The sequence below is a fragment of the Photobacterium sp. MCCC 1A19761 genome (genome assembly GCF_037389125.1).
In the GTDB taxonomy this organism is placed as follows: domain Bacteria; phylum Pseudomonadota; class Gammaproteobacteria; order Enterobacterales; family Vibrionaceae; genus Photobacterium.
In genome coordinates, this window is sequence record NZ_JAZGTF010000011.1 from 31,966 (window position 1) to 52,266 (window position 20,301).

Consider the following 20,301-nt stretch of genomic DNA (forward strand, 5'->3'; position numbering starts at 1 on the left):
CTCACCTTTGGCTGAATTGAGGTCGATCTACCGCCGCTTTTCCCCGTAAAAAATCAGGACTGACGCCAGCCGGGGCGGCTGACCAACAGCTGGATGGTACTGATACTGCGCTCTAAAAAACCGCCTTCGCAGTAACAGAAGTAATACCGCCACATCCGGATAAAGGTTTCATCGAACCCTTGCCCGCTCACTGCGTCCAGGTTGCAATGAAAGTTCTGATGCCAGTCCGCCAGCGTGCGGGCGTAATCCATCCCGATATCTTTCAAATCCCGGATCACAAAGTCGCTATGGGCAGTCATTTGTTCAGCCAGCACCGTCACCGAGGGCAGGAAGCCTCCCGGGAAAATGTGCTTCTGGATAAAATCTACCCCTTTGCTGTAGCGCTCAAAGCGCTGATCAACCATGGTAATCGCCTGCAGTGCCAGTAATCCGTCCGGTTTGAGCAGTGACTGACATTGCTGAATGTAAGTCGCCAGATATTCTTTCCCCACCGCCTCGACCATTTCGACCGATACGATTTTGTCGAACTGACCACTTAAGTCACGATAGTCGCTACACAGTAAAGTGATTTGCCCGGTCAGCCCTTCATTTTCAATCCGTTGTTTGGCCCAGGCATATTGCGCTTCCGAAATTGTAGTGGTGGTCACCCGGCAGCCGTACTGTTTCGCCGCGTAGATGGCGAATGCGCCCCAGCCCGTGCCAATTTCCAGCAAGTGATCCGAGGGTGACAATTGCAGCTGTCGGCAGAGTCGATCCATTTTGTGGATCTGCGCGTCTTCAAGCGACGTGTGTTCACTCTTATAAATCGCCGCGGAATAAAGCATATTGCTGTCTAGGAAAATACGGTAGAAATCATTGCCAAGATCATAATGCGCGAGAATATTCTGTTTGGCCGCTGCCTTGCTGTTGCGACGGGTAAAATGCAACCAGTGGTTCCGGAGCGCAGTCAGCCAGCTGATTTTGGATTCCAGTTGTTCCAGAACCGGCAGATTACGGGCAATGACCCGGATCGCCGCAGTTAAATCCGGCGAATCCCACCATCCGTCGATGTAAGCTTCTCCGGCAGCAATACTGCCTCCGGACAGTAACCGCGCGTAGAGTCCGCCATGATTGACGATAATCTTTGCCTGACAGGTGGCCTCATATTCTCCAAAAAAATGGCTTTCCCCAAGCTCGTCTACAAGGGTCAGCCCCGCACCACGTAGCTGCGCCAGCCCTTTAAATATGACGTTTTGGGCTATCGCATCCCGTCCTGACCGGTTCAGTACAAGCGGTTGTGATTCACTTTTTAACATGGTTATCCCTCAACGTTTGGTTTCACAATGTACGCCGTGTGGCTTTTGGACGGTCGTGTTTCGTATCGCTTCGTCTGGTGTGGCTGTAAAAAGGGACCCGTTTGAGCCACAGCCGCAGCGCCTGCCAGTAAATGCCGGTGACCACTTTGACGGTCTGGATTGGCGTTGCAGCAAGCAGGCGCCACAACACCCGGGTGCTGAACGGCTGCCGGGTCATTGCCAGGGTGGCGTCCAGCACTTTTTCCTGACTCTGCTCAGAACAAATATCGATATGGACAAACAACTGTCGGCCCGGCGCTTTCAGTCGCCACTGATAGCCCTGGGTGATCGGATTAAACGGCGATACATGAAAAGCTTTCTGATGCTGCCAGGTGCGCTCCGGCCAATGTGACTTTGCGGGAACAACATAATAGTGCCGTTCATTCCACGGGGTATTGCTGACTTCGGCCAGCATCCATTGCCAACTATCCTGCGCATCATAGAGGTAATATAAGTTCAGGGGACTGAAGTAGAGTCCGGCATATCGCAGCTGGCACAGCATCATTACCCGCCCCTGCATCTGCTCACCCGTCAGTTCAAAGACCTTTTCAATCACTTGTTCTTTAAGCTTGCTGGGACTTGATTTGTCGCCACCATCACGCAGGTAATCCGCCGGCCGGAATCGGGCAAAATTCAGCAGTCCCGTACCAAAGCCCTTCACTCGCTGCTGTAACTCATCGAGCTCATCAAGGTCAATCAACGGCATAAACATCGGGTAGCTGAAGCGATGGCTGACCGGTGAAAAGCGCCGGTGGCGAACACTGCCGACAAACAGGGCGCTATTCATGACACCACTCCTGAGCCTTCCGGGAGATCTGCAAAGGCCGGTCGCTGGGTTCGGGCTTCAATCCCGGCCACCACATCCAGTGCACTGCGTACCCCATCCTCATGAAAACCGTTGTACCAGTAAGCACCGCAGAACCAGGTACCCCGCCGCCCGTTTATGGTGTCTCGTGACTGCTGCGCCAGCATACTGGCCGTGGTAAATACCGGATGGGCGTAGGTAAAGCGCCGCAGTATTTTCTCTTCTGCTATTTGCCCGGTCTGATTCAGACTGACACAAAACGTTTCCGGAGCCGACAGTCGTTGCAGGATGTTCATGTTGTACGTCAGGCTGGCCAACTGATGGTCACGATTCGCATCCGACGCTCCGAGATGATAATTCCAGGCAGCCCATGCAGCTTTAGAATTCGGGAGCAGACGGGTGTCGGTATGTAGCACCACCTCATTATCCTGGTAGGTCATGGCACCGAGTACCTGTTGCTCCGCTTCGGAGGCATCGGCCAACAAGGCCAGCGCCTGATCGCTGTGACACGCCAAAATCACCTGATCATAAATGTCGCTTCCCTGCCCGGTAACAATTTTGATCCGGCCTTCCTGACGAAAAATCTGCTGAATCGGCTGGGAGAGCAATACGCGCTCCTGAAACGGTGCCACCAGCCGACGAACGTATTCCCGCGAGCCGCCGGGGATCACAAACCACTGCGGCCGGTTGGTGACATCAAGTAAACCGTGATTACGGAAAAAGCGGATAAAGAATGCCAGCGGAAATGCCCGCATATCTGACAAGGTCGAAGACCAGATGGCCGCCCCCATAGGGAGGATATAGTTTTCGGCAAAATAGGCGTTAAACCGATGCTCCTGAAGAAACGCCCCCAAAGTACGACATGCGGCAGTCTCGAGGTCGACTTCTCGGGCGAGTTTGTTAAAGCGCAGAATATCCGCAATAAAGCGGTAAAACCTCGGATTCAAGAGATTGCGTTTCTGGGCAAACATGGATGCCAGATTGTGCCCGTTATATTCAAGCCCATGTTCATCATTCTGCACGCTGAAGCTCATTTCGGTCGGCAGTCCGGTAATGCCCAGTTCAGCCAGCAATGCCTCAAACCGGGGATAAGTCCGATCGTTGAAGACGATAAATCCGGTATCGATGGCATAGTCCCCACTGGGCACGCTGACATCGACCGTCGCCGTGTGCCCGCCGATATAAGCGTTGGCTTCATAGACGGTGATGTCATGTTGGCGATGCAGGTGCCAGGCACACGTCAGGCCGGAGATCCCGGAACCGATAATGGCTATTTTCATGATGTTTTCCCTGTCATTCGTTTGATGGCGGCGTACTGAACCCGCAGCGGTAATAACGCCAGCATTTTCAGCATCAGACTAAATTGGCGGGGAAAATGGATCTCATTCTTCCCCGCAGCGATCCCCTGACGGATCTTCTCAGACGCGTACTGCGGTGACACCAGCATCGGCATGGCAAAATCGTTTTTATCGGTCAGAGGGGTTTTGACAAAGCCGGGACTGACCAACGTGACTTTCACCCCTTGTTTTGCCAGATCGACCGCGAGCGTTTTGGTGAGGTAAGCAATGGCAGCTTTCGAGGCACCGTAGGCTTCCGCCCGGGGTAAAGGCAGATAAGCAGCCGTAGAGCCGACAATCACCAGATGCGTTGTGTCGCCAAAGCGATCCTGCATCGCCTCAATACAGTTCAGTACGCCATACATATTGACGTCGAAGACCCGGCGAAACAGCGCCACATCAATGTGCCCCTGCTCGATATATTCACACGTCCCGGCATTGAGGATGATCAGCGACGGTAATTGCGGCAATGCATGAATGGCTTGTTTTACGGCCGCCAGGTCGGTCACATCAAAAACCAGGGACTGAATATGCGAGCTCGTGGCCGCAAGTTTATCTAACCGTTCCCGTGACTGACCACAAGCCAGCACCTGCCAGCCCTGCGCAGCATAGTCCTTTGCCAGTTGCTCGCCGATCCCTGAACTTGCGCCGGTGATCAACACCTGTTGCTTGAAGCGCTGTTGCATGACTACAGCCTCGCTTTGATTTGACGAACCACAGCACCCAGCACAGGCACGCCTTCATAGAGCATTTCGCCCAGGTCGAAATAGTCCCGATGCCGGATGATCCGGTGATCCTGAATTTCCAGCCTGGAACAGCCGTGTACCTTTCTGGTCGCCCCACCCGAGAGTCGCGGATGACTGAAAATCATCTCCCACTCGACATACGCTTTCTGGCCATCGGCGACGGTGTCGTGGATCTCAAACCGGCATTCACTGACGGTCTTGAACAACCGGGTGAAATACGCATGGAGGTTTTCCCAACCAACCACCTGATGCGCCGGATCTTCAAAAATCACATCCGGGTGGTAGAGGTTTTCGAGGACCGACAAATGGTCTTTCGACAGTTGACTGTACACCTCAACAAACTGATGGATGACAGGATCCGGCTTGGCCATGGGGCTTCTCCTTCTCTGGAAGCGTGTAACATGAAGACCGACAATCAATCCTGAGCTTTGGCGGTCTTAAATTCCTCAATTGCTCTGAGACGCGCACTTTTGTGATCCACGATTGGCTTCGGATAATTCAGCCGATGTGCTTGCGGCCACCGGTGCGGTTCGTGAATGTACTTATCAGGCACGTCTTTCAGTTCATGTACCCACTTACGGATAAATTCCCCCTTTGGATCAAACCGTTCCCCCTGGGTGGTCGGATTGAATACCCGGAAGTAAGGCTGCGCATCCGTTCCGGTGGATGCTGCCCACTGCCAGCCGCCATTATTGGACGCCAGGTCCCCGTCGATCAGGTGGGACATAAACCACTGCTCACCGGCCTGCCAGTGAATCAGTAAATCCTTGGTCAGAAAACTGGCCGTGATCATCCGCAAACGGTTATGCATCCACCCGGTTTCTTGCAGCTGGCGCATGGCCGCATCCACAATCGGAAAACCGGTTTCTCCCTGCTGCCAGGCCGACAACAGCGACTCAGACTCATGCCAGCGCACATGTTTGGTCCAGGGCTGGAAAGGCTGATCCCGGCTGAGTTTCGGCCAAGCGACGATCAGGTGACGATAAAATTCCCGCCAGATGATTTCGTTACACCATGTGAATTCCCCGCTTTCAGGTTCATCCAGACAGAACGGCGATTCAGCAAACAGGGCCGACAAACATTGCCGGGGCGACAGCGCGCCGATGGCAAGATACGGCGACAGGCAACTGGTGCCGTCGACGGCCGGAAAATCCCGTTTCTGATGGTAATCCGGGGCTTTCTCCATACAAAAGGTCCGGAGGCGCTGGATCAGTGCTTCTTCATCCACCGGCCAGTCCACGCTACTTTTCTCCGGGTATGTCAGCGATATCGGTTGTTCGGAGTACAGTGCATCCGGCAGGCGCTGGGCAACCGGTTCCGGACGGGCTTCCGGCTGTGACGGTTGCTGGCGATACTGCGTTAACCACTGACGGCGAAACGGCGTAAATACTTTGAAGGGATCCCCGCTCCGGGTCAGCACTTCACCGGGCGCAATCACGCAATCATGGTCAAACGCACTGAAGCAGATCTGATGACGGTTCAGCAAACGGGCAGTTACATCGTCCCGCTGGCCTTCATTCCACTCATATTGCTTATTGGCAAAGACATGACCGAGCTGATGCTGCTGCATCCATGCCAGCACCGCTTCCGGGATCGCATGAAAGTCCGGCAGTTCCAGCACCATCAGCGGAATATTCAGTGCTTTTAGCTGCTGGCGAAGCACCGCCAGCCGCCGCCGGATCAAGTCGACCTGAATCGGCGACACATGGTGCTCATGCCATTGCATCGGGGTGGCAATATACAAGGCCATCACGCGATCGCAGCGTTTGCAGGCTTCGCTCAATGCCTTGTTATCAACGACTCTCAAATCAGCCCGAAACCAGACCAATCCGCCTAAATCGGACGCCACTTCCGGCTCAGAATATAGCGAACCCGACTGCTGCGTTTGTGTAACCATCATTCGCTCCTCGGTGACTGATGGGTAAAGTCATGCTGGTGAATGGTCGCAATGCTGCCCAACAATGTGACCTGACACCCAGTATGACGTTGTAACGTATCAAGTTGCGACACCGCCTGCGGGCTGATGCGTTGCTCCCCGAATACATACAGGGATTCAACCTTCAGCTGAGTCATTGCGGCACCCAGCCCCAGCAATTTGTTGTCTAACGCCGGTAAAATCGTGACATCGTCACCTTTATCGGCCAGCAGCCAGGCTTTGACCCAAAGGCGGTAGTTCACATTTGAATCGAAACTAATCAGAAAACTGCGCTTATCCGCATGTTTGCGTGCCTGCGCCACCAGCGCCAGACAACGCTCGGTCATCACGGACTGCCACAGCGACTGCTGAATCTGCACGAGCGGGTTATCCTCGCGCTGAATCGCCTGCTCGACCGGATGAACCACCTGTTTGAGAAACAGCTCAGCCGGATACTCTTTCATCAACTGAATCAGGAGTTGGTCCAGTTTCTTGCGCTGGCAGTCGAATAACGCAGCGGTGATCTCCGCCAGGGGCAATGCTTTGTGCTCATCGGCTTGCAGCGTCACATCGGTGGCCTCGGGCTCCGCCAACAGCGGCCGCACCTTGCTGATAGCAACCCCTTTTTCGAGCCAGGCGACAATCTGGCGGATGGTTTCAATATCCGTCTGAGAATACAGTCGATGCCCTTGCTCGGTACGCATCGGGTTCAGCAGTCCGTACCGACGCTGCCAGGCCCGGAGCGTCACCGCATTCACCCCGGTCAGCTCAGAAACTTCTTTAATTGCAAAATAGGGTTGTTCACAATCCATAACGTAACTTCAACTCCTCAGGATATGGATTTAAAAAAGTTTGCAGCTGCAAATACGGGTCCGGATATTCTTTGAGGTAATGCCGGATCAGCGCCAGGGGGGCCAGGATCGGCTGATGGCCTTCGCGGTAGCTCATGATCAGATCCGCCAATTCCTGCTTTTGCCGCTTTGTTAACGAGCGTTTGAAATATCCCTGCAAGTGCATCAGCACATTGGTTTTATTGCTTCTGCTGGCGCGGTTTTTGACTGCATCCATAAACTGCTGACGGTACTCGTAGTAAAACTCGTCCAGATCCCAGTCTTTAATTGATGCCACCATCCTGCCCAGCGCCTTGTAAGCCGCCGGACTGTGGGCCATCAGCACCAGTTTGTAGCGCGAGTGAAAATCAATGAAAGCGCGACAGGTTCGATGCTCCCGCAGAGACTGATAGAAGTCATTCAGGGCATAAATCCGGAACACAAAGTTTTCTCGCAAGACAGGATCCTGCAGCCGGCCATCCTCTTCGATGGGAAGCCAGGGCATCTGCACCATTAGCTCCCGGGTATATACCCCCACCGACCCACCGGGCACTGTGTTCCCGTTGGTCACATATAGCTTCACCCGCTCCATGCCACACGTGGGTGACTTGGCACACACGATATAACCGCACAAGGCATCAAAGGCGGGAATATGCTGATCCGCAAACGCTTTCATCGACTCGGTATAGTCCGTCGACTTATCTTTACTCGCCACCAGCCGCTCGCGGCCATCGGATAGTTGCAATAGCTGAATGGCCGGACGGGGAATGGGCATTCCAATCCCGACTTCAGGGCAGACCGGTTTAAAATCAATGTACTTGGCCAGTTCATCGACCACAAAACGATTCTGTTTATGCCCGCCATCAAACCGGACCTTCTGGCCAAATACACATGCGCTAATTCCAACTGGGATCGCCATGACTTCCACCTTGTACAAAATTAAAATCCGTACAATGAAGATAGCAAACCACCCTGAGTTGTACAAGAATAAATCCTGTATAACCGCAGGTATGACAAGTACCGCATTTAGAAGAATAATTTGTCTCAAAACTTGTACACGGGATTATTTATGAACAGTTCTGAACTAAAATTCCCCCTAGGAATGAATAAATTAGGTCATGATTTTTATATTGAATGATGCTGATAGCTTATATTTTTATATAAACCTGATAGCATACGATTCTTAGGGATGTGACTCACACAGGAGTGGTGGAATGCGCATGATGATCTGGGCACTGATGCTATTGCTGAACCTGCTTCCACCGGTACTTGCATCAACACATCAACCCCCATCGGTTGTGTTCTACTACAACACGATTGATTCTGTCCGCGAGCTGATGAGCTATGACCGGGCCGTCGTCAATCCGTCACTGATCACCCCACGGCAGATCAAGACCCTGCACGACGCCGGGACCCAGGTCTTCGCCTATGTCAGTGTGGGAGAATACGACGGCAAAAATCTTCCATCATCTCTACACGCCGCTTCCCCGATAAAAAACAACAACTGGCAAAGTCATGTCATGGATTTATCATCGAAGGAGTGGCAATCCCACCTGCTCGCTTTAGCGGCGAAGCATTTAGCCAAAGGATTCGACGGCCTCTTTCTGGACACCCTCGACAGTTACACGTTATTTGCCGAAGATGAAGCGTCACAAGCGATACAACAGCAAGCGCTGATCCAACTCATCGAGGCATTGTCCCGGTTGCAATCTCAACCCGCGCTGATCCTCAACCGTGGCTTTACCATCCTGCCCCGCCTGAAAGCACCGGTTCATGCGGTCGTCGCCGAATCGCTGTATCACAGCTATCACCCGGTGGATGACAGCTACCGTAAAGTCAGCCAATCCGACACCGAGTGGCTGAGCAACCAGCTGGCACAGGTCAAAGCACTCGGTCATGAAGTGATTGTGATTGACTATATTCCCGGCCGGGAGCGGAATGCCCAACAAACCGAAGCAAAACGCTTGCTCCGTGAAGGCTACACCCCGTACATCAGTGACGGCATGCTGTATGAGTTTGGCGTCAGCACCATCGTCCCCGTCCCCAAGCGGGTACTCGGATTTTACGATGGCGCTGAAGCAGGCTACAGCCGCTCCCTGTGCCACCGCATGATTGCCATGCCGCTGGAATACAAAGGCTATGTCCCTGACTGCCGGGACGTCAACACCCTGGATTTTGACCACCTCGACATCAACCGCTATGCCGGGATCGTCGCCTGGCTGGAAGAAAGCGCCTACAACCGCAATCCCCACATGCAAACCTGGCTGGCAGAACATCTCGGTCAGCGACCCGTGCTGTTTCTCCGAACGCTGCCGACCCTGGCCACGTTACGCACCCGGTTGGGGCTGCGGGAGGTCGGAACGTTCAGCCGTCAGGTCTCGATCACCCAAGGGCAGGATTGGCTTGCTGATCGCTACCCGTTGCGTTTTAGCCAATTTGAAAGCTATCCGAAATGGATCAGTACCGACCCCGCGGTCCAACCACTGATCCTCGCCCGGGATGATACGAAGCAACCCGCCGGACTGCTGTTTAAAGCCGCATGGGGAGGCGCTGCCCTGCTGCCGCTTCCCGTCACCATGCTGGCCAACCACAAAGAAGCCTGGTACATCGACCCGTTTCGCCTGATCGATGAAACCCTGAATTTACCCCCGATTCCGGCAGCCGATGTGACCACGGAAACCGGCCGGCGGATCCTGACCAGCCATGTCGATGGCGACGGTTTCCCTTCCATAGCCTGGTTTCCCGGCAAACCTTACACGGCTGAAGTCCTGATGGAGCATGTATTTAAACCCTATCCGCTCCCGCAAACCGTCTCGGTCATCGAGGGGGAAGTCAGCAAGCACGGCTTGTATCCGAACAAGAGTGCCGAGCTGGAAGCCATCGCCCGAAAAATCTTCGCCCTGCCAAATGTTGAAATCGCGTCTCATACCTTCAGCCACCCGTTCTTCTGGGATGATTCGATCAGTGTCGAGGAAAAGCAGTACGGCGATCACTTGCCGATTCCCGGCTATACCGTCGACTATCATAAGGAGATCATCGGCAGCCTGAACTATGTCAATCAACAACTCGCCCCGAAAGACAAAAAAGCCAAGCTGATTTTATGGTCAGGACGGGCAGATCCCGATGAAAGCATTCTGGCAATTGCAGCACAAGCGAATGTCCTTAATGTCAACGGCGGCAACACCCATGTCGTTCGCGGCAATCAGAGTCTGACCCAAATTTCTCCGACCATTGCCTGGTATCCCTCCGCCGTCCATGTGTATGCCCCGGTCCTCAATGAGAACCTGTATACCAATTTATGGACCGAGCATTTTGACGGCTATCGCCGCGCAATCGAGACCTTCGAACTTCTGGGCAGCCCTCGCCGCTTAAAGAGCATCAGTATTTATTATCACATGTATTCCGGCGCCTACCCGGCATCGCTGAAGGGCGTGACGGACGTCTATGACTGGGCCATGCGACAAAAAGTGACGCCATTGTATTTAAGCGAGTATGCCGCACGGGCCACGGCCCTCTATGAAACCGGACTTGCCCGGACAATGAACGGGCAATGGCTGATCACCAGTTCGGGAGTCCGGAGTATTCGCCTGCCGCATTCGTTGGGCACCCCCGTGATGGCACAAAGTACCATTGCCGGTTGGGATGACGGTGAAGACGGGAAATATCTTATCCTGACGCAGCCCAGAAGCACGCTGAGCCTGAGCAGTCATCCCGATCACACGATCCGCCTGAAAAATGCCAATGGGCAGTTGGTGAAATGGCAGCAACACGGGGACGTCATCCAGTGGGTTCTGGAAAGTCACATGCCGCTGAAGCTGGAAGTCGTCAATGCCTCCGACTGCCGCCTTCAAATCGAGTCACCGCTTCGCCGCACGCAAACGAAGAATGTCGTCCGTTACACCAGCAATAAAGCCGGACGCTTCCTGGGTGAGTTCCATTGTCCGCCGACTCGCCATACGAGCCAGCCGGCAACGCAACCTTCCTCTTCCTGATGGCGGAACAGCCTATGGCAGTATCTTCACAGCGTCCATTGAACCACAAACGAAGAAAGACCAGACTCCAGCTGGTCAATATCCCGACTTTGGTGATTTTAACGCTCACTTCACTGTGGGCGCTGTGGCTGCTTGCGCCCGACCAATCCATGCTGATCCGGCTGATGACCCAAACGACGTCTCCCCAGGTGTCTCTGGCCTTTCTGCAGGAAATTCAAGCCCGGGAGCCGGATAACCAAACCGTCAGTAAACTGATCATCAAGAACTACGCTCAGATGGGCGATCTGGACAAAGCCATTGCGATATCGGAAGCCGTGATCGCCGAAGAGAAACAATCGGTGGATTGGCCGCTGCTGGTCGCCTATGTCAATCTGCTTCAGGACAAGTATTTTCAAACCAAAGCCACAGCCGGAGCTGCGCCGGATATTGAAGCAAAACTCCGGCAGGTGATGAATAACATTGACACGATTCCGGACGCCCGTGTGGCAAGAGACCTGGCCGATACCGCGATCTCGCTGTCCATGACGCAAAAAGGCTACGATTATCTGGCACCCCACCTGCAAAGCGGCCTCACCAGCTACCAGGAATTGGTGTCCCTGGCCACGCAACATTCAGATTATGACAATGCTTTGCGTTTCCAAAACGCGGCCTTTGAACAGTCAGGCACACTGGAAAATGCCACGGCCTTATTGAATCTCTACCTGGCGGCCGGACGTGCCGAGCAAAGCGGCCAGTTTATCGACCACTATCAGGGAGAGCTGAACAATAACCCTGCCTTTCTTCGCCTGACCATCGACCACTCGACCCAGGTTGGCAATTTGAACACGGCACTGACGCAATCACGCAAACTGCTGGCCCTGACCCCCAGCACTGAACTCAAAGCCAAAACCGCAGAGTTGGCTATCGCGACCGGTCAGCTAGCGCAAGCCACCGCGCTGCTGACGGAAATCACGGCAACGGAAAACGATCCTGCCGTCATCGTCCGCCTGCATGACCTCCAGCGCTGGCAAGGCAACATTGCGGCGGCTGCCCGGCTCAGCCAACGCCTGCTGGCCATGGGCGCAACCGAAACTCAAATCCGGGACGGGATCGCCGAAGCCCGGGCTCTCGGGGATATTTATCAGGAAGGTCTTTATTTCAGCAAATTGGCCTCAAATAATCAGTTAAGCGTGACGGAGTACCCTGCCTGGCTGAATGCGCTGGAAAAATCTCAAGGCACCCAAGCTGCGCTCCAGAGCGTGCAACAGCTCTCGGCGTTGCGCCCTGAAGATACGGCACTCATTGCCCACCAGGCGCGCCTCTATGAATATCAGAGCGATCATCCAAAAGTCATCGAACAGTGGGTAAAGCTGCGGTTATTACGCGACCCAACAACTGCCGAGGCGAAGCAATTTGCCAATGCCTACATCATGAACCAGCAACCCGACCAAGCCCTGGCCGTTTTAACCACCCCGGAACACTGGTTACAGGCCGACGATGATTATCTGGTATCCGTCTCAACACTGGCCTGGGAGACCAGTAACCGTCCCATTTCCCGGCAGGTACAGGAGCAACTGATTGCCAGAACCAGCAGCCAAATGGATATGTATCGCTACCTGAGAAGCGGCGATTCCGCGAAGACCCGAGAAGATATCAACAACCTGGTCAAACTGTATCAGCAAACCGGCAACGCACAGGCGTTATTGGCTGCCATCCAAGCCGCTCGGGAGAATCAGGATCAACCGACGTTTACCCGATTGGTGTATATGGCCACTCACGATCCGGCACTCACCGACAATATTGACGTATTGCTGTATCAGGTTCAGCTTGCCAAGGACAATCAGGATCAGGAAACAGCCGCTGAGCTTTACCGCAAAATCCTCAGGCAGGCGCCGTACCATGAGACGGCAATTAGCGGATTACTCTGGCTGACGATTGTAGCCAATGACCAAGACGCCATGGCGTCAGTCTATCAGCGGTACAAACAGCCGCTTCGGGACAACGCCGAACTGTGGCTCAGTTTTGCCACGGCCGCACAAACGTTGGGGCAACTGGAGGAAGCCGATCTCTGGTACCGGCAACTGCTGCTACGCGACGAGGCCTCTGGACAAGTCGATGTCGCTGTCCTGCTCAACTATGCGACGCTGCTGGAACGACGGGGCGAGTCCGACCAAGCCCGTCGCCTGCACCACTATCTTGCCAGTCATTTGACGGATGAACTGCTGGCCCTGGAAGACGGTGACATTTCCTTCCATTCACTGATTGCACTGTTTGTTGGTGAACAGGCCGCGCAACAACTGGCGGAGCAGGCGCTTCTGGAAAACCCGGATCAGCCCCATACCCGGGACCTGTTTCGCTATTATCTGGCTTCGGGTCAGCCTGACAGCCTGATCGCCTGGCATCGGCACACCGCACTGAGCCGATACACATTGCCGGATTGGCAGCAAATGGCCATTGCCATTCTCGACAAAGATCGGGCGGTCATGGAATCTTTACTGGAGAAGTCGAACGACATCCCGGTAGCGGATACCAATACAGCCCTTCAGCTCACCGGCCAGTATGCTAAAGCCTGGCAGCATGGCGAACAGAACCTCGGCACCCTGCAAGAGCCGGAAACCGAACGCCAGTTGCGCCGGGTCCATGTCGCGCAGCACCCGGATCAGACCCACAGCGTCCGGGCTCAGACGACGCACAATACCGAGTGGAATATCTCCCGTTCCAGCATCGACTACTATACCCCACATCATCAAGGAAACTGGCGATTGGGCGCCGACTTCCAGCATGCCGCCACGCCAGACCTGCTCACGGGTATCGACATGGAAGATGAAACCCGGCTGCGGGGCGAACTTCATTACCGGCTACCGGAGACCCGTTGGTCGCTGGGATTTGATTTCGCCGACGGGCTGGGTGATCAACGCCTGGGCTTCTCGGCCAGCTACCGGCGTTCACTCGATCCATACTGGGACATATCTTTGCAGTTGGGGATTCAACAAGCGATTGAAGCCAGCCAGTTACTTACCCTGACCGGAGAAGATAATACCGCCGGCTTTGGCATCAGCTATCAACCGACGGCCAGGGAGTCTTTGTCCCTGCAATGGAACTGGCATGATTTGTCGACCCGTTATGGCGATGACATCGGCCGGGGATGGGATCTGAATCTGCGGGCAGCCGAGCAATTATTTTTCAATGACCCGGCCTGGCAACTCTATGCCAGCCTGAGTATGCAGGACGTCAATTTAAGCCAAGACCCGCTCAATGGCATCAACGCCCAAGTTCAAGGGCCTGCACCGCTGGTCAGCGGGAACTTTATTGATGACGAATACCAGCGGATCGCCATTGGTCAGCACCTCTGGCATGGCACGCCGGGCCAACCCGGCCCAATGGTCCCGTCCCCCCGGTACTGGCTGGAGACCTCCATCGGGTACAACCTTTCGACCAACCAACCGGATATCGCTGTCACCGCCGCACTGGGCTGGCGCATTCTCGGCCATGATGAACTGTATTTCTCTGCCGACTGGCAAAGCCAGGATCGTAACGGCGATCAAACTTTGAAACTGTCACTGGGATATTTCTATCGTTTTTAAAGGGATTAGCATATGAAAAAGAAATGGTTTCTACTCACAGCGGCGTTGACCTTAGGCGCCTGTGCCAATTATCAAGTCCCTGACAGTCCGACGTTCCCGGCCAACAGCCGTTGGGTGATCATGCCGATGATCAACAACTCCAATACGCCGATGGCATCGGAAAAAGCTGAACAGATCCTCGGCGCACAACTCTACGCCAAGGGGATCAACGCCCGGTTCTATCCGGCCAGTCACATGAAGGATCTCGCCAGTATTCTGGACAGCAACGCGAAACGAAACAACGCCCAGGCCTGGCTGGCAACCCAAAACGTGGACTACGTAATTACCGGCTCGGTTGAAGAATGGCATTATAAAAGCGGGCTGGATGGTGAACCGGCTGTCGGCATTACTCTGGAAGTGCAGTCTGCACGCAGCCAGGAAACACAATGGCGGGCGACCGGCACCCGCAGCGGCTGGGGTCGTGAGAGCGTCAGTGGTACCGGACAGATGGTCATTGCCGAGTTGCTCGACGGCCTGAATCTCGAGTCCAAAGAATGATTCATAAGAACGGAATCTGCCTATGAAGACAATGCACACGAGCCCCCTGTCTATGAAGGCCCTGTCCATAAAGGCCCTGTCCATAAAAACTCTGCGGGACCGGATCGTTTCCGGGTTTAAGCAAGATGGTGCAGCCTGGCTGGAAACCTTAGTCGTTTCAAGCATCACCACTTATTTCTGGCTCCATTCAACGGCGCTGACTTCCATGGCGCACGAGCCGCATTTCTTCTGGCCACTCTTCGGGCCACTGTTGGTCGCCCTGCGCTATGGCTTCGCGAAGGGCTTCGCCTGTGCGCTGCTCATCGCAGCCGGGCTGGCCAGTGTCATGAAAGCCGAAGACATGCTTACGCTTTACCCGCTGCCGATGATGATCGGCATGGCCCTGACCACCATGATCGCCGGGGAGTTTCACGATCACTGGCAAGCCGTCACCCAAAAACACCAACTAGATCACCAGTATATGAAACAGAAGCTGGAAAGCTTCACGCATAACTACCACTTACTGAAAGTCTCTCATGACCAACTGGAACAACGGACTGCCGGCCAGACTGTCAGCTTGCGGGCCAGTATCAGTGCCCTGCATAAAATAGCAACCTCGTACAGCTCAAACCGACTCGAACAGATCGGCCATCCGCTGCTGAACCTGCTGGCTGAAATCGGCGGATTGGAAGTTGCAGGGCTCTACTCGGTCACCGGCGATCAAATTGATCCGGTGCCGCAGGCGACCATCGGGGATCATCACCAACTGACAGAATCCGACCCGATGCTGCAAGACATGATGAAACAGCGGGTGTTGTTATCCGTTGCCAAAATAGACCCGCATCACCAATCCCGCTATCAGCTGTGTATCCCGCTACTAGATTCCCAGAATAACCTGCAAGCGATTGTCCTTGCAGAAAGTGCCAAATTCTTTTTACAAACGCCCGCCAACAACGCCTTGCTTTCCCTGGTTGCCAACCATGCGGCCAGCCTGATCAGTGACACCATCGTGACACCGCTCATTCAGCCGCAACAAAGCGAACTGTTCCTCAGCTATCTGAATCTGGCTGAGCAAAACCAGCGACAGCACGGCGTGGACAGCCACCTGGTCATTTTTACTGTCCCCGATCGGGGACAGAAACGTCACCTGGATGCCATTGTCAACCATCGCCGCGGCGCTGACATCTACTGGGCCTGTCAGTCGCCCCAAGGGGAACCGGCCTTGCTCGTCTTACTGCCGCTTTCCACCCGAGCGAATACCCAGCAATTTATCCAGCGGATCAAACAGCAATCTGCTCTGGATGAAAGCACACCTTCCCCCCTCGACATTCAGGGCCCCCTGTCCGTCGCGAAAGAACTGCCACAAATCATGTCACTGGTCTATGACTATGGAGCGTTTGATGAAAACCTGGCTATTCATTCAAGCAACCACGTTTGAAGCGTATTGCATTTATTTGCTCTCCGGAAACGACTGGGTGGCATCCACCTGGTCTACGCTTGCTGCTGCCCATACCATTGCATGCCTTAGTTGCGCCGCAGCAAACTGGCTGCTGCTGCCGAAAACTTACCGTTATCCGTCAGCCGGTCCGCTCATTTTTCTGTTCAGCTTTCAGTTTCTCCTGCCGGTCGTCGGGATGATTGGGAGCTCCTGCGCGCTGTTATTGGGCTTACATTTCCCAAAAAAACAACACCATAGTCATTGGCAATCCAGTGAACCTCTACAGCTTCCCCAAAGCCCGGGCGATTTGCTGACTCGCAGCCCGTTCGGCTCAGGGGCCCTCCGGGATATCCTGGTCCACAGTGACGACCCGGGACAGCGCTCCCTGGCCGTTTCTGCTATTTGCCACTTGCCCCGTCAGCAGTCGGTCCCACTGCTTCAGCTGGCACTGAAAGATCTCTCTGACGATGTTCGCCTGCTCGCCTACGCCGCGCTGGAAGGCATCGAAACCCAAATTAATGAGCTGATTTCCAGCCACAAAAAAATGTATAAACAGGACCACCAGCCAGAGACTGCTTTTGACATTGCCCAACAGTACTGGGAGCTCTGCTACCTTGGCATTGCGGAAGGGATCTTAAGAAAACACTATCTCGAGCAAGCCGAGCACTATCTCAACTTATCTGTCCGGCACCAGCAGCAGGCTTCGAACAGTTTACTGCTCGGCCGGGTGTTGCTGGCGCAACAGCGTGCTGAAGAAGCCGTCCCTTATCTGACCTACGCTTTTGAGCACGGTTTACGGGCTAAACAAGTTGTGCCCTACCTGGCGGAAGCGGCCTATCGTGCCCATGACTATCAAAAAGTTCGCGAGTACATCGCCTTTCTCCCGAACCAAAAAGGCGAATCCGTCAGCCAGATTAAGGAGCATTGGTTATGACCCGGGAAGTCGACATCTGCCTGTTGCTGGAAGGAACCTATCCTTATGTGCGCGGCGGCGTTTCCAGCTGGGTCCATCAAATGATTCAGGGCCTACCCCAGTTTAACTTTCACCTGATCTTTCTGGGGGGCAATCCTGACTTTTATGGCCAGCCCCAGTATGAGTTCCCTGATAATGTCACCGGATTCGAAATGCATTACTTGCTCAGTGATCCCGGGGAAATGACGCCTACGCCCCGTTCGGGCAATCAGGCACTGTTCGCCCGGTGGGATGAGTTCCTGTCTTATTTTGAACGCGAAAAAACACCGATTCCCGGTGAATTGCTCCTCGCTATGTCTTCCGCCTTGGGCAAAAAAAACAAACTGACCATGGCGGAGTTTCTCTACAGCCGGGCGTCCTGGGAGGTCCTGACGGAGCACTACCTGAATACCGCGGCGAATAAATCGTTCGTTGACTATTTCTGGACGTATCGCACCATTTACCAACCCTTGTTTACCCTGGCCCGAATCTCGCAACACCTGCCCGATGCCAAAGTCTTCCATAGTCTCTCAACCGGCTACGCCGGGTTCCTGGGGGCTTTATGCAAGCAACAAACCGGGCGACCTCTCCTGATCACTGAACACGGTATTTACACCAAAGAACGGAAGATCGACCTGTCTCAGGCCAGTTGGATCAAGGATCGTCACAGCCTCATTGATATCAGCCTGCATAAAAAAATGGATCAAACCCGCAAGACCTGGATCCGGTTTTTCGAGCTGCTGGGACTGACAGCCTATGATCAGGCTGACCATATTATCTCCCTGTTTGAAGGAAACCGCCAACGGCAGCACAGTGACGGAGCGCCGGACGACAAAACGCAGGTCATTGTGAACGGCATTCAACTGAACCGGTTTGATACGGCCTATACGCAACGACCGGAAAGCCCACCGCTGGTGGCCGGGCTGATCGGCCGGGTGGTTCCTATCAAAGATATCAAAACCTTCATTCGGGCGATCCGCGGCGCCATTGAAACCCTCCCAACGCTGGAAGGATGGATCATTGGCCCGAAGGAAGAAGACCCGGACTATGTCCACGAGTGTGAGCTTCTGATCGAAAGCCTCGGCCTGCAAAAACATGTGAAGTTGCTCGGGAATCAGAACGTGCCCGAAATCATGCCGAAACTGGGGGTCATGATGCTCACATCAATCAGTGAAGCGCAACCGCTGGTGCTACTGGAAGCAATGGCTTCCGGGATCCCCTGCATCGCGACAGAAGTCGGCGCCTGTCGTGAAATCCTCTATGGCAGGCCCGGAGAAGATGCCGCACTGGGCGCTGCCGGCACCATGATTCCGATTGCCAGCCCGGTGCAGGCTGCACAGGCGATCATCGATACCCTGGCCGATGCCGAGCAATGGCGTCAGACCGGCGATATTGGTAAAGCACGGGTCACTCGCGACTACAACGAAACAGAGATGTATCGCGCCTATCAAACACTCTATGAGGAGGCCATCTGTGGCAGGGATCGGCTTTGAACTCCGCAAAATACTGGATAAGAACACCCTTCTTTCCATTCTGGAAGCCTATGGCCTGGCCGGACTGATTAGCTCCGGTCCATGGGTGATCTCGATTCTGGCTTTGATGGTGATTGGGATCCTCAGCATCGGGAGTGTCTTTCCGATGTACGCCATTGTTCAGTTTCTGGTCATTGTGACTTACTTAATGGCCGGCTCCCTCATTATCAGCGGGTTGTTTCAATTACTCCTGACCCGATTTATCTCGGACTTACTCTTTGCGGCAGAGGATCACCGGGTGGTACCGAATTTACTCGGTGCCATGCTGATCACCAGCCTGATCGCAGGGCTGGTCGGTGCCGGGGGACTGATGAACGCACCGGATCTGGCACCCACAGTAAAGCTGGCCATCTTCACATCCCTGGTGCTGCTTTGTAACCAATGGCTCATCATTATCTTTCTCAGCGGGATGAAAGAGTACTACCGGATCCTGATCATCATCGCTTGCGGCTATGGCTTTATGATCACGCTCAGCCTGGCCATCCCCGGACTCAACATGCTCGGGTTGTTGCTTATTTTCTGCGGCTGTCAGGCCATCATCACCTTTTCATTTTTGTTCTTCGTCATCCGGGACTTTCCGGCGAAACAACTGGTCGCGTTTGAATTCTTACATCCCAGTAAAGTCTTCTATTCACTGATGATTTGCGGCGTCCTGTACAACCTCGGTGTCTGGCTGGATAAGTTCGTGTTCTGGTTTCGGGAAGAGACGTCATACGTGGTCATCGCATCCTTCCGGGCTTCCTATATCTACGATTTACCGATTTTTGTTGCCTACCTGGCGATCATTCCCGGTATGGCCGTCTTTCTGCTGAAAATGGAAACCGACTTCGCGGATGCATGCCTCAAATTTTATGATGCAGTAAGGCAAGGAGAAACGCTCGATTCCATCTACTTGCTGAAAGATAAAATGGTCCTGGCCTGCCAGCAAAGCATCTATGCCATCTTCAAGGTGCAAGGCATGACGCTGGCCCTTGCCTTACTATGGGCCGAAGACATCCTGAACCTGCTGAAACTCGACATGGCCTATCTACACCTACTGTACGCCGATCTGATTGGGGTCAGCCTTCAGGTGTTGGTGATGTCGATCCTCAACGTGATGTATTACCTGGACAAACGCTATGCGGCATTGTCGCTGGCCGCCCTGATGGCGTGTTTGAACTGGGTGCTGGCACAATTAAGTATCGACTTGGGGCCAACCTTCTACGGCTACGGGTTCGCGATCACCATGCTGGTGACGACCATCGTCGGCTTAATCATGCTCAACCGGCAATTCAATGAGTTGGAGTATCAGACCTTCATGCTGCAGCGCTCATAGCAAATCGGGCCAGCACAGCTGCTGGC

General features: G+C 54.1%; 15 protein-coding genes. 7 read left to right on the forward strand and 8 right to left on the reverse strand.

What is annotated here, in order from left to right; genetic code table 11:
* Window positions 1–53 precede the first annotated feature (53 nt).
* From VV869_RS13030 to VV869_RS13065, 8 genes are read right to left on the reverse strand one after another with little or no spacing between them, the layout of a single operon-like run.
* Window positions 54–1,295: a cyclopropane-fatty-acyl-phospholipid synthase family protein gene (locus VV869_RS13030; protein WP_337735341.1), complete on the reverse strand. Its 1,242-nt coding sequence runs from the start codon at window positions 1,293–1,295 to the stop codon at window positions 54–56.
* 22 nt (window positions 1,296–1,317) lie between these two features.
* Window positions 1,318–2,121, reverse strand: coding sequence for a DUF1365 domain-containing protein (locus tag VV869_RS13035; protein ID WP_337735342.1), 804 nt, complete (start codon window positions 2,119–2,121; stop codon window positions 1,318–1,320).
* On the reverse strand, window positions 2,118–3,419 hold the full coding sequence (locus VV869_RS13040) for an NAD(P)/FAD-dependent oxidoreductase (protein WP_337735343.1): 1,302 nt from the start codon (window positions 3,417–3,419) through the stop codon (window positions 2,118–2,120). The genes VV869_RS13035 and VV869_RS13040 overlap by 4 nt, the downstream gene beginning before the upstream one ends.
* Window positions 3,416–4,162, reverse strand: a complete 747-nt coding sequence (locus VV869_RS13045; RefSeq protein ID WP_337735344.1) for an SDR family NAD(P)-dependent oxidoreductase — start codon at window positions 4,160–4,162, stop codon at window positions 3,416–3,418. The genes VV869_RS13040 and VV869_RS13045 overlap by 4 nt, the downstream gene beginning before the upstream one ends.
* Before the next feature lie 2 nt (window positions 4,163–4,164).
* Entirely contained in the window at window positions 4,165–4,593 is a 429-nt protein-coding gene (locus VV869_RS13050; RefSeq protein ID WP_337735345.1) for a nuclear transport factor 2 family protein, read from the reverse strand.
* A gap of 44 nt (window positions 4,594–4,637) precedes the next feature.
* Entirely contained in the window at window positions 4,638–6,122 is a 1,485-nt protein-coding gene (phrB, locus tag VV869_RS13055) for a deoxyribodipyrimidine photo-lyase (protein WP_337735346.1), read from the reverse strand.
* A complete protein-coding gene (locus tag VV869_RS13060; RefSeq protein ID WP_337735347.1) occupies window positions 6,119–6,949 on the reverse strand; it encodes a MerR family transcriptional regulator in 831 nt (276 codons plus the stop codon). Before VV869_RS13060 ends, phrB begins: the two co-directional genes overlap by 4 nt.
* Window positions 6,939–7,886: a YbgA family protein gene (locus VV869_RS13065; RefSeq protein ID WP_337735348.1), complete on the reverse strand. Its 948-nt coding sequence runs from the start codon at window positions 7,884–7,886 to the stop codon at window positions 6,939–6,941. Before VV869_RS13065 ends, VV869_RS13060 begins: the two co-directional genes overlap by 11 nt.
* A gap of 295 nt (window positions 7,887–8,181) precedes the next feature.
* Here VV869_RS13065 and VV869_RS13070 point away from each other — a divergent pair, with 295 nt between their 5' ends.
* Genes VV869_RS13070 through pelG form a run of 7 tightly spaced genes read left to right on the forward strand, consistent with a single transcriptional unit; the run spans window position 8,182 to window position 20,275 of the window.
* Complete coding sequence (locus VV869_RS13070) at window positions 8,182–10,959, forward strand: endo alpha-1,4 polygalactosaminidase (protein WP_337735349.1); 2,778 nt, start codon at window positions 8,182–8,184, stop codon at window positions 10,957–10,959.
* Window positions 10,960–10,973: 14 nt separating this feature from the next.
* Window positions 10,974–14,522: a tetratricopeptide repeat protein gene (locus tag VV869_RS13075; protein ID WP_337735350.1), complete on the forward strand. Its 3,549-nt coding sequence runs from the start codon at window positions 10,974–10,976 to the stop codon at window positions 14,520–14,522.
* Between the two features lie 12 nt (window positions 14,523–14,534).
* Window positions 14,535–15,059 (forward strand): hypothetical protein, encoded by a 525-nt coding sequence (locus VV869_RS13080; RefSeq protein WP_337735351.1) that lies wholly within the window; start codon window positions 14,535–14,537, stop codon window positions 15,057–15,059.
* Window positions 15,060–15,081: 22 nt separating this feature from the next.
* Window positions 15,082–16,476: a PelD GGDEF domain-containing protein gene (locus tag VV869_RS13085; protein ID WP_337735352.1), complete on the forward strand. Its 1,395-nt coding sequence runs from the start codon at window positions 15,082–15,084 to the stop codon at window positions 16,474–16,476.
* Entirely contained in the window at window positions 16,439–17,410 is a 972-nt protein-coding gene (locus VV869_RS13090) for a hypothetical protein (RefSeq protein WP_337735353.1), read from the forward strand. The genes VV869_RS13085 and VV869_RS13090 overlap by 38 nt, the downstream gene beginning before the upstream one ends.
* Window positions 17,407–18,921, forward strand: a complete 1,515-nt coding sequence (gene pelF, locus VV869_RS13095; RefSeq protein ID WP_337735354.1) for a GT4 family glycosyltransferase PelF — start codon at window positions 17,407–17,409, stop codon at window positions 18,919–18,921. Before VV869_RS13090 ends, pelF begins: the two co-directional genes overlap by 4 nt.
* Complete coding sequence (pelG, locus tag VV869_RS13100; protein ID WP_337735355.1) at window positions 18,902–20,275, forward strand: exopolysaccharide Pel transporter PelG; 1,374 nt, start codon at window positions 18,902–18,904, stop codon at window positions 20,273–20,275. Before pelF ends, pelG begins: the two co-directional genes overlap by 20 nt.
* Window positions 20,276–20,301 lie beyond the last annotated feature (26 nt).